This is a genomic window from Corallococcus sp. CA041A (genome assembly GCF_003612075.1).
Classification (GTDB): domain Bacteria; phylum Myxococcota; class Myxococcia; order Myxococcales; family Myxococcaceae; genus Corallococcus; species Corallococcus exiguus.
Genome location: NZ_RAWF01000309.1, coordinates 1 through 11,260, shown reverse-complemented (window position 1 = coordinate 11,260; position 11,260 = coordinate 1). Strand labels below are relative to the sequence as shown.

Annotated in this window: 9 protein-coding genes; 6 read left to right on the top strand and 3 right to left on the bottom strand. The window is 70.6% G+C overall.

From position 1 onward, the window contains the following. Positions 1–511 (bottom strand): hypothetical protein (locus D7V77_RS36205; RefSeq protein ID WP_147452271.1); only part of this gene is annotated, 511 nt, incomplete at its 3' end. A 508-nt stretch (positions 512–1,019) separates the two neighbouring features. Between D7V77_RS36205 and D7V77_RS45615 the strand changes: the two genes are divergently transcribed. Then, complete coding sequence (locus tag D7V77_RS45615) at positions 1,020–1,142, top strand: hypothetical protein (protein ID WP_255424690.1); 123 nt, start codon at positions 1,020–1,022, stop codon at positions 1,140–1,142. 165 nt (positions 1,143–1,307) lie between these two features. Continuing rightward, positions 1,308–2,897 (top strand): MBL fold metallo-hydrolase, encoded by a 1,590-nt coding sequence (locus tag D7V77_RS36195; protein ID WP_120580823.1) that lies wholly within the window; start codon positions 1,308–1,310, stop codon positions 2,895–2,897. 39 nt (positions 2,898–2,936) lie between these two features. Here the strand turns inward: D7V77_RS36195 and D7V77_RS36190 are convergent, their stop codons facing one another. Then, positions 2,937–3,428 (bottom strand): DUF3592 domain-containing protein, encoded by a 492-nt coding sequence (locus D7V77_RS36190; protein ID WP_120580822.1) that lies wholly within the window; start codon positions 3,426–3,428, stop codon positions 2,937–2,939. A 27-nt stretch (positions 3,429–3,455) separates the two neighbouring features. Then, entirely contained in the window at positions 3,456–5,129 is a 1,674-nt protein-coding gene (locus D7V77_RS36185; protein ID WP_120580821.1) for a protease pro-enzyme activation domain-containing protein, read from the bottom strand. Between the two features lie 95 nt (positions 5,130–5,224). Here D7V77_RS36185 and D7V77_RS36180 point away from each other — a divergent pair, with 95 nt between their 5' ends. The 4 genes from D7V77_RS36180 to D7V77_RS36165 all read left to right on the top strand — a co-directional run. Further along, complete coding sequence (locus tag D7V77_RS36180) at positions 5,225–7,417, top strand: TOMM precursor leader peptide-binding protein (protein WP_120580820.1); 2,193 nt, start codon at positions 5,225–5,227, stop codon at positions 7,415–7,417. Positions 7,418–7,420: 3 nt separating this feature from the next. Continuing rightward, positions 7,421–9,373 (top strand): radical SAM protein, encoded by a 1,953-nt coding sequence (locus D7V77_RS36175; RefSeq protein WP_120580819.1) that lies wholly within the window; start codon positions 7,421–7,423, stop codon positions 9,371–9,373. Positions 9,374–9,376: 3 nt separating this feature from the next. Further along, the gene (locus D7V77_RS36170) at positions 9,377–10,534 is read left to right on the top strand and encodes an amidohydrolase family protein (protein ID WP_120580818.1); all 1,158 of its coding nucleotides are present in this window, start codon (positions 9,377–9,379) and stop codon (positions 10,532–10,534) included. A gap of 10 nt (positions 10,535–10,544) precedes the next feature. Further along, positions 10,545–11,260 (top strand): hypothetical protein (locus tag D7V77_RS36165; RefSeq protein ID WP_199733950.1); only part of this gene is annotated, 716 nt, incomplete at its 3' end.

Genomic DNA, 11,260 nt, shown 5'->3' with positions numbered 1-11,260 from the left:
CCTCCACCCCCACCAGCGTCTCCCCCTCGGTGTAGTCGACGATGAGGCCCACCGGCACGGCCCGCATGAAGCGCGACGCGTAGCGCTGCGCCATGAGGTGCAACGTGGACGTCTGCTGGTGCAGGAAGCCCACGCGCGCCATGAGCAGCTCCAGGAGGTGGCTCCACAGCCGCTCGTGCTCGGAGCGGTCCATGGCGGTGCGCCGGCCAGGCAGGGCCATGGAGAGCCCCGAATCCAGGGAGTCCCGCCCCGGCTTGCACCACAGCCCCGTGTGCCAGAGGAGCGTGCCCTGGGCGTCGAACTCCCCCAGGCTGAGCAGCGCGCCGGCCCTCCAGAGCCGCGAGGCCCCTCCAGGCTCATGGAGGAAGCGGTAGGAGTAGCTCCCGGCGTAGCGCGCGTGGAGCAGCTCGCGCAGCGCGGGCTCATCGGGCTCCACCAGCCAGCGGGTGTGCTCGCTGGGCTGGGCGGCGCGAAGGCCGTCAAAAGGGGGGGCTGCGCGTTCCCGGCACATGGAGCGATAGCAGTGCACCAACAGGGCCAGCCGGGAAGCCCCCCTCCTTCCGAGGGGTTGGGCCCGGCCGCCGCCCCGCGCCCCCGCCGGGTGTGCAGCCCGCTACACGGGGTGGAGCGCTCGGCTGCACAGGCGGCAAGCCCCTGCCCGGCCGTGCATCCCCGGCGCGAATTCGAAGCCCGCGCCATAGGCATCACCCACCGCCAATTCGAGCAGCATGGGACGGCGCTCGACGCCAGGTTCGCCCTGCTTCTGACATCCCATTCAGCGCGCTCTCGAAACCCGCGGCTGGCAGGGCGGGTCCTTGCGTGAGACGGAGCCCGGATGCACGAGGCGTCCGCCCCGATACGTGCAGCGCTCCCCGAGACTGCCGACGTCGCCCTGCACCTCTTCGGCGCTCAGCACAGGCAGGGCCCGTGGCTCCCAGTTCTTCTCGGCGTCATGAACTGAGACATCGCGCCTGAAGCCCGACACCGGCTGCGACACCCGCCTGCTGGCGCCCTCGGACATGGACACGCTCATGTCCTTCCTGGCCACCTCCTACCAGCCTCCTGAACCCCAGCGCGCGGAACGGCTTCGCCAAGAACTGGAGCAGCAACTCGCCAAGCGCCACGCGAAGGAGACGCGATGAACCGCGCACTCCGCCGCGCCGTCGTCTCCACGCGCCCCACCGCCGCCTTCCAGGTCTGGCCCGGAAGTCGGCACCTTGAAGTCAGGGCGGGAATCATCGACATTGGCGGGCCTGCGTGCTCCCGGGCCTGCCCGGGGCCTGCGCACCCACCTTCGCGAGACCTCCATGCTCGACCGCCCGATGTACCTGAAGCCCGATGTCGCCATCGAGCCGCTGTTCAACCAGTGGTACGTCTGGTGGTACCTCATCTCGCCCGCCACGGCGCCGCTGTTCGTCTCCCGCCTGCACCTGAAGCTGATGCAGTCGTTCGTCGCGAACCCGGACGTGCACGTGGCCGCGCTGCAGAACCCGGCGCTGATGGGCGGCCCCTTCATCAACCACCCCGTGTCGCGCGTGAACGAGGTGAAGGCCCTGCTCGACCGCACCACCCGCGAGCAGGCGGACATGCTGGCCTACACCAAGGCCGTGTCGGACCTGGAGCAGCTCTTGGCCAGCTCCAAGGGCGAGTCCCTGGAGCCGCTCTACGCCAAGGTGCCGGACATGCTCCGCGGCTTCGTGGAGCTGCACTACGACCTGGCCCACCGCGCCAACGCCCGCATCATGGAGCCCCTGCTCTACCGCAGCAGCCTCTACAAGGAATCCGCGCAGAGCATCTCGCTGATGCGCGTGGCCGGTGACGCGCGCAAGTACGTCTTCAGCACCCCGCGCCTGGAGGGCGATTCGCCCCTGTGGCTCCAGGTGCCCTACAAGCACGAGGGCATCGACGCCCTCTTCCGCATGCGCCACACGCCGGGCAGCCCCGGGCAGGTGGCGGAGATGCTGGGCGTGCCGTCCACCGCCTCGGAGGCCTTCGCGGACCTCTTCACGGAGACCGCCCCTCGCAAGCCCGAGCCGTACACCGGCTCCGGCGTGCGTGTGCGCTACTTCGGCCACGCGTGCGTGCTGATGGAGACGCGTGAGGTGTCCGTCCTCACCGACCCCGTCATCAGCTACGAGTTCCCCACGGACCAGCGGCGCTTCACCCACGCGGACCTGCCGGAGAAAATCGACTACGTCCTCATCACCCACGGCCACGCGGACCACCTGATGATGGAGACGCTGCTGCAGCTGCGTCACCGCATCGGGACCATCGTGGTGCCGCGCTCGAACGCGTACTCGCTGGCGGACCCCTCGCTGCGCCTGGTGCTGGAGCAGACGGGCTTCAAGAACGTCATCGAGATCGACGACCTGCAGGAGATCCAGATCCCCGGCGGGTCGCTGATGGGCATCCCCTTCATCGGCGAGCACAGCGACCTGGCGGTGCAGGCGAAGACGGCGCACCTGGTGCGGCTGGCCGGCCGCTCCATGCTGATGGCCGCGGACTCCAACGCGCTGGAGCCGCGCATGTACCAGCACCTGTCGAAGCTGGTGGGCCCGCTGGACGCGCTCTACCTGGGCATGGAGTGCGAAGGCGGCCCGATGAGCTGGATGTACGGCCCGCTGCTCAGCCAGCCCCTGCCTCGCAAGATGGATCAGTCGCGGCGGCTCAACGGCTCCGACAGCGCCCGCGCCACGGAGATCCTCAATCACCTCAATCCGAAAGAGGTCTTCATCTACGCCATGGGCCAGGAGCCCTGGCTGCGCCACGTGATGGTGCTCCAGTACGACGAGACCGCGCCCCAGATGATCGAATCCAACAAGTTCATCGAGGTCTGCAAGGGCCGCAACATCCCCGCCGCCCGGCCCTTCCTGAGCATGGAGCAGATCCTGGAGTAATCCGGGACGCGACACGGCCCGGCGGATGACGCCGGGCCTTCAGCGCGCGTGCGAACCGGCGCGTCGGGACCACAAGAACAGCAGCACCGCGCCCAGGCCCGCCACCGCCGAGGCCAGCGTGAAGCCAAGTGCGGCGCCCGTGTTCACCTCCAGCACGCTGCGCCCTGGGATCCTTGGGTCGTAGTGCACGGGCACCGTGGCGCCCACCGGGTAGCGCGCCAGATACTGCGTCAGCTCCGGGCTCGGCTGGGGGTTCCAGAGCCGGTACTCCCTCGGAGGCGAATTGGACAGGTCCTCGCCGACATACGAGCGGCCCTTGATCTCATAGGCGTAGCGCGGCTTCACGCTCCAGTAGTCTCTGGATTTCCCGACCCCGAGTTCCACCGAGATCGCGAGCATGCGCCCCGGCACCGTCGGCCGGGCCAGCAGTGCCTGCTCCGTGCCGTGAAGGCTCCAGGCAAAGTACCCAAACATCAGGCTGAAAGCTGTTCCGCTCATCACGAGTGCTTTCAGGTTGGCGCGCAGCCCCATGACCAGGAGTCCTCGCGGTGTAGGCCGTCAGTGCTTGCGACGCTGGAGCCTGCGCAAGCCCGCGAGCAGCGCTTCGCCGTCCGGCGTGCCCAGGCCCGTGCACGCGTTCCACAACGTCGCGTCGCTGGCGAAGTACGCGCCGTTGCCGCCGTGGGTGATGCGCCGGATGACAGGCTGTCCCTCGGTGACGAGCGCGTACAGCCGGGGGTGGAGGAAGCCCACGCGCTCCCCCAGCGCCTCGTTGAGGCGGACGATGAGCGCGGCCCACATGGGCGCCGCGGCGCTCGTGCCCGCGGCCACGCCCTGCTGGCCCTTGAAGACGATTTGATAGCCCGTGTGAAGGTCCGCGTTCGCCGCGACGTCCGGCACGCCGCGGCCGGTGCTGCGGGAGACCTCGAACACGCCGTTCTTCCACGACGACTTCACCAGGTGCGGCACGCCCATGCCGTGCTGATACAGCGGCAGCGCGTTCATCGTGCTGACGCCGCCGCTGCTCGCGCCCGCGGCCGTGGAGCTGGGGCCCATGGACATCGCCTCGCCCAGGCGGTTCCACACGCGCTCGTGGTGGAGGACATCCCCCACCGCCTCCAGCGTGGTGCCGCCGCAGCCCAGCACCAGCGCGCTCGCCGCGGGGTAGCTCGTCGCCGCCAGGGTGATGGCGCCCGTGGGTGAGCGGGCATTCACCGGCACCTGCGAGCCCAGGTCTCCGGACGCGGCGCACACAGTGATGCCCAGGAGCGCCGCCTCGATGAAGAGCCGCTCGAAGGCCAGCTCCTCGCCCTGCTGGATGAGCGACCCTTCGTAGAAGGACCAGCTGGTGGTCAGCACCGACGGCCGGTTCTCCCGGTCGCTGATGGCCTCCGACAGGACGCGGTGGTAGTCGCGCAGCGAGTAGTCTTTCGACCCCGCGTTGTAGACGACGACGCGCGCGGCCGGACACACCGAGGTCACCAACTCCACGTCCATCGTGACCTCCGAGTTGGAGGCGGTGTTGAGGAGCCCCGCCTTGTTCGGCCCCACGTTCACCACCGGCGCCGTGCGCTCCACCCCTACCGACTTCAGGTACGCATCCAGGTCCGACTGCTTGTAGCCGCCCGCCAGCTCGATGATGCCCACGCACTGGCCCTCCCCCTGGTTGCGGGGGTAGCGGTAGAGGCTGGCCACATGGGGCGCCGTGTACGTGCGCAGCCCGGCCTGCTTCGCCATCTCCGCGGGGATGGGCAGCGCTGCCGCGTTGTGGGTGACGAGCGGCCGGGTGTCCAGGCCCAGGACCCACTCCGCCACGCCTTGCAGCGCGCGCGGCAGGCACACCGGCTTCGTGTGGGTCAGGTAGGAGGTCTTCCCGTAGGTGTAGCGCCGCAGGTCCACCGCGAAGGCCTTGCGAATCGCGGCCGTGGACCCCTGGAGCACGACGTAGCTCCGGTCGCGCCGCTCGGAGGTGATGGTGAGGCCATGGCTCTTCGCGAAGCGCCGCACGGCGGCCAGGTGCTTCGGGTTCGTGCCGTACTTCGCCTCGAACTCGTCGTGGGTGAGCGGGCGGCGCGGCGGGTTCGCGCACAGCTCCTCCACCGTGGGCAGCGGCGTCCCGTGACGCAACAGCAGCGTGACCTCCACCTTGCCTGTGGCGGCGCGGCTCCGGAGCGGGGGGTGGAGGGACGCCGGGGACACACGCGCGCTCTGCGTCAATGGGATGCGGGCCATGCGCGGCGTTCTACCACGCGGAGTCCAGGCCCCCGGAAGGCCGGGCCAGGTCGTATCCACGAGCGCGGGCCCCGGTTAGGCTCGCCCGCCTGCCCATGGACCGAGTCCTCCGCATCAAGCCCCACCTGCGCGCCGAGGTGCTCGACGCGCGGCGCGTGTTCCTCGTCGGGGAGCGCGCCCAGTTCCTGCTGGAGGGGGAGCTGCACGCGAGCATCGTGCCCCTGCTGGATGGCGAGCGCACCGTGGCGAACGTCATCGCCGCGCTGGCGGGACGGGCCTCCGCGCCGGAGGTGCTCTACGCGCTGTCGCTCCTGGAGGAGCGCGGACACGTGGAGGAGGCACACGACGTCTTCGACGCCAGCGTCGCCGGCTTCTGGGAGTCGCTGGGCGTGGGCGCGGCCACCGCGGCCGGGCGGCTGTTGGACGTGTCCGTCTCCGTGCACGCGGTGGACGGCGAGGATGGCGAGGGGCTGGAGGAGGCACTGCGCGACACCGGCCTGGACGTGCGCGAGGACGCCGACCGCCGCGTGCTGTTGGTGGACGACTACCTGTCGACCGAAGCGCTCGCGCTGGCCCGGGAGGCCCGGAGCGCGGGCGCCGCGTTCCTCCCGCTGAAGGTGTCCGGCACCGCGTGCCACGCGGGCCCGGTGGTGGGCCCCGGCGAGCGCGCCTGCTGGACGTGCCTCACTGCGCGGCTGTTGGACAACCGCCCCATCGAGAAGTACCTCGCGCGCAAGGGCACCCCGCCGCGCGCCATCCGCCCGCCGCGCACGGGCCTGCCCACCACCGCGAAGGCGGGGCTGTCCTTCGCGGCGACGCTCGTGGCCCGGTGGGTGGTGGACGGACCTGGAGGCCCGGGACAGACGCGGCTGTGGACGCTGGACTTCGCCACCTGGCAGCTGGAATCGCACGCCGTGGCGAGGCGTCCGCAGTGCCCGGATTGCGGCGACCCCCACTGGATGGAGGCGCGCGCGAAGAAGCCCCTGGAGCTGGCCTCGCGCGCCAAGCGCTTCACCGACGACGGCGGCCACCGCATCCTCACGCCCGAGCAGACCTGGGAGCGCCATCGCCACCTCATCAGCCCGGTGACGGGCGTGGTGAGCGACCTGCGCGCGGTGCCGGGCGACGCGCCGCTGGGCCACATCCAGTCCGCCGTCTTCCGCGTGTGCCCGTGGACGGACGCGCCGGCCTCCGACGACTTCCATCGCGTGGCCAGCGGCAAGGGCCGCACGGAGGCCCAGGCCCGCGCGGGCGCGCTGTGCGAAGCACTGGAGCGCTACAGCGCGGTGTTCCAGGGCGACGAGCCCCGCGTCCACGCCACGGCGTCCCAGCTGGGTGCGCAGGCCGTGCACCCGGACGCGCTCCAGCACTTCAGCGCCGCGCAGTTCCAGTCCCGGCCCGAAAGCGCGAGCCGCGACATGCGCACCGCGGTGCCCAATCCGTACGCGGATCAACCCATGGACTGGAGCCCCGCGTATTCACTCACGCACGGGGTCCACAAGTACGTGCCCACGTCGTTCGCGTACCTCTTCGCGCCCACGCCCCCGCTCGGAGACGGGCCGTTCTGCTTCTTCAACTCCAACGGGAACGCGGCGGGCAACTGCGTGGAGGAGGCCATCCTCCAGGGCTTCCTGGAGCTGGTGGAGCGCGATGCGGTGGCGCTCTGGTGGTACAACCGCCTGCGCCGTCCGCGCGTGGACCTGCGCTCCTTCGACGAGCCGTGGTTCGCGTCCGTGAGCGCGCACTACCAGTCGCTCGGCCTCCAGTTGTCGGTGTTGGACCTCACGCACGACCTGGGCATCCCGGTGTTCGCCGCGCTCGTGTGGTCGCCGGAGCGCGGCCGGGCCTGGGCCGGGTGCGGTTGCCACTTCGACGCGAAGCTCGCCGTGCAGCGCGCGCTCACGGAGGTGGCCCAGTGCTACGACCCGAAGGACCTGTCGCCGTCACCCTGGGACGCCAGCGCGCACGGCGACGTCAGCTGGCTCTTTCCCAACGACCTGGTCCCCGCGCGCGTCCGCGCCGATTTTCCGCGCGTGTGGCATGACGACCTGCGGGACGACGTGCGCGAGTGCGTGGCGCGGGCCGCGAGCGTGGGACTGGAGACGCTGGTGGTGGAGCAATCACGGCCCGACGTGGGCGTATCCGCCGTGAAGGTCATCGTCCCGGGGCTGCGCCACTTCTGGCCGCGGCTGGGCCCCGGACGGCTGTATGACGTCCCCGTGAGGATGGGGTGGCTGAAGGCCCCGAAGACCGAAGCGCAGCTCAACCCCGTGCCCTTCTACTTCTGAGCGATGGCGCCTCCTCCTGAACCCAAGCCTCGCATCCTGCTCGTCCAGTGCGGCCCCGACCGGCGGCACGTGGACCGGGAGACGGAGGACTTCGACCCCGAGCGCGGCCTGGTGAAGCGCGCGACGATGACGCCGCTGGCCTGCGCGACGCTCGCGGCGCTCACGCCGGACGCCTTCACCGTCGACATCTGGGACGAAGAACTGCACGGCCAGCTGCGCGCGGACACGGAGCTGCCGGACTACGACATCGTCGGCGTGTCGGTGATGTACTCCGCCCTCACCTACCAGGCGCGCTTCCTGGGCGGGCACTTCCGCGACCTGGGCGCCACCGTGGTCGCGGGCGGTCCCGCCATCTCCGCCGCGCCGGAGGACTACCGGGGCTTCTTCGATGCCCTCTTCGTCAACGAGGCGGAGCGCACCTGGCCGCGCTTCCTCGCGGACTGGCTCGGGGGCGAGTACGCGCCCGAGTACCGGCAGCTCGACAAGCCCTCGCTGAACGAAAGCCCCCTGCCCCGCTGGGACGCCATCGCGACGGACCTCCCGCGCTACGCGTGGGGCTCCGTGCAGACCACGCGCGGCTGTCCGTTCGACTGCTCGTTCTGCGACGTCATCTACCTGTACGGACGCAAGCAGCGGCACAAGCCGGTGGACCGCGTGCTGGACGAGGTGCGCGCCCACGCGGCGCTCGGAGCCGAAGGCGTCTTCTTCGCGGACGACGAGTTCATCGGCGACGCGGCGTACGCGAAGGAGGTGCTCGCGGGACTCGTGCCCCTCAACCGCGCCCTACCCCGTCCGCTGCGCTTCTTCACCCAGGTGACGATGAACCTGAGCCGCGACGCCGCGCTGCTGGAAGGCATGGCGGACGCGAACTTCTACACCATCGTCCTGGGCATCGAGTCCTTCGACATCGGCGCGCTCAAGGAAGCGCAGAAGCACCAGAACGTGCGCGCGGACCTCGTGGGCGACCTCTTGCGCATCCAGGCGCACGGCATCGGGCCCCGGGGCAGCTTCATCGTCGGATTTGACCACGACACGCCCGCGGTCTTCGATTCGCTGCACGCGAACATCCAGCGCACGCACCTGCCCTGGGTGGTGGTGGCACCGCTCCAGGCTCCGCGCGGCACCAAGCTGTGGACGCGGCTGCGCGCGGAAGGCCGGCTCGCCACGCCCCGCAAGGCGCACGCGAAGGACCGGGGCGCCATCGTGCTCAACGTGATGCCCCTGGGCATGACGCGGCCCCAGCTGCTCGAAGGCTTTCGCGACCTGGTGGAGCGGCTGTCCACGTGGGACGCCGCCTGCGAGCGCATCCGGGGCTTCATCGCTGGCATCCAGCGCCCGCCCCAGGTGGAGGAGCCCCACTGGCCGGAGGCCGTCACCGACCGCTTCCTGCGCGAAGCCACCGCCGCCTGGGCCCTGACGCCGTCCGAGCGACAGGCGCTGGGGGACACGCTCGCGGAGGTGCGCGGCACCGCCCCGGCGATGCTGCCGCGCGCGGTGTTCTTCCTCGCGCGCAACCAGAACGAGCGCCGCCGCCATGAGCGACTCTTCACGGACTTCGACGCGGTGCTAGCCGCCGAGCGCCAGGGCGACCTCGTCCCGGACACGCAGCCCGTCTACGTCCCGCCCGGCTTCGCCACCGCGATGCGCGACGTGTTCCCGGACCTCTTCGTGCGCCTGAGCCGCGACCTGCCGGACCGCCGCGAGGTGCCGGAGGCTTCACGCGACGTGCTGGTGGACTTCGTTGCCCGCTGGGGCGAAGGCTTCCAATCGCTCCAGCCGCAGCACCACGAATTCCTTCGCGAGCTGTGCGACCGGCAGGTGGCCGCGCGCGGTGGCCATCCGGGTACGCTGGAGGTCTCGGAGGAGCAGGCCCTCCGCACCCAGGCGCGCCGCACCGGCCTGCTGGAAGCACTGCTCAAGGACGTGCGCGACGAGCTCGCGAGCTGGGGACCCTGACGGATGCGCGACGGCCTTCACATCTTCGACGCGGACCGGCACGTCCTGGAGCCGCTGAGCCTGTGGGCGGAGCAACTGGAACCCGGCCTGCGCCGGCACGCGCCCCGCCTGGGACGCCTTCCGGAAGAAACGCTGGAGGAGCGCCTGGCGCGGCTGGGCCCCCAGGGCCTGCTGCCCGTGCTTCCCCTGCCGGAAGTGGACGGCAAGCCGCTGTGGAACCACATGCCGGAGAAGGCCTGGCTGGAGTTCTCCGCGCGCTCCTACGCGCAGCTGGGGCGCAATGAGTTGCTGCAGCGGCCGGACGTGTACCTGGCCCAGATGGATCGCGACGGCGTGGACATGGCGGCCCTCTTCCCCACCTATGCGTTGCTCCTGGAGGGCTTCTCCCCGCTCGAGCCCCGCGTCGCCACCGCGTTCGCGTCCGTCTACAACACCTGGCTGCATGGCTTCTGCGCGCACCAGCCGGAGCGCCTGCGTGGCGTGGGACTCATCAGCCGGCACCAGCCGGAGGCCATGGTCGCGGAGGTCCGCCGCGTCGCGGGCTTCGGCTGGCGCGCCGTCATGGTGCGCCCCAACCCCATCGGAGGCAGGCTCCTGTCGGACGCCGCCTATGAGCCCTTCTGGTCCGAGTGCGAGAAGCTCTCACTCGCGGTGGTCCTCCACGGCAGCGGCCACGTGTACGTGCCGTCCGCGGGCGCGGACCGCTTCGACACCCGCTTCGCCAACCACGTGTGCGCCCACCCCATGGAGCTGATGATGGGGCTGCTCGCGCTCCTCCAGGGCGGCGTGCTGGAGCGGCACCCGGCCTTGCGCATTGGCGCCATGGAGGCGGGCTGCGGCTGGCTGCCGTACTGGGCGTGGCGTTTGGATGAGGAATATCGCGCTGTGGGTGCAGAGGTCTCCGCCACCATCCGACAGCTCCCTTCAACCTACCTGCGCCAGCACTGCTTCGTTTCCATGGAACCGGACGAGCCGTACTTGTCTGACATGATGCGCCACCTCCCGGAGGACCGATTGGTTTTCGGAAGCGACTTCCCGCATCTCGACCACGGCGAGGATGTACTGGGTGCGATGCTGTCCTTGCGTGACGTGATGACCGAAAGTCGTCTACGAAAGGTTCTCTGGGAAAACCCGACTCGGTTCTACGGTGTGGAACCGTGAGGCATCACGAATGAGATTGTCGCTCGCCGAAGGTGTGGCGCTGCGTTGCCCCGACGCGGAGGACGCGCGCGTGGAGGGCCCTGGCCGCTCACTGCGGTTGGGCCCGCTGGCCCCCGGTGTGCGCGCCGTCTTCGAGTCGCTCGCGGACGGAGGCATCCACGAGACGGAGGTGCCGGCCGCCGCGGGCTCGGACACGACGCTCGCGTGGTACTGGCTGGACTTGGCTGGAGATGGCGGCCTGCTGTCGTGGACGGTGGAGGAGCGCGGCAACCTGCTCCTGACGCTCACGCCCGCGTCCGCATCGTTCCTGCGCCACCGCGCGACGTTCGACGCGGCCCAACCGCTGCAGCTGTCACGCTTCGCTCATACGCGCATGGCGGAGGGCCGCGCGGTGCTGGACTGCCCCACGGTGCACGCCACCGCGGCGCTGCATGACCGGCGCGTGGTGTCGCTGCTCTTCGACATGGCCCGCCCCACGCTGCTGGCGCGGCTGAACCAGTTCAACACCGGCATCGAGTCCTTCACGCTGCGCGAGCTGGTGCGCCTGCTGGCGGAGACGGGCATCCTGGTCCCCAACGGACTGGACGTGCCGGCGTCGGAGGAGACGCAGACGGCGCTCAAGCAGTGGGAGCCGCACGACCTGCTCTTCCACCTGCGCTCACGCGGCTGGGGCCACCAGACGCGCGCAGGGGCCACCTACCGCTTCCGGGGAGAGCTGCCCAACCC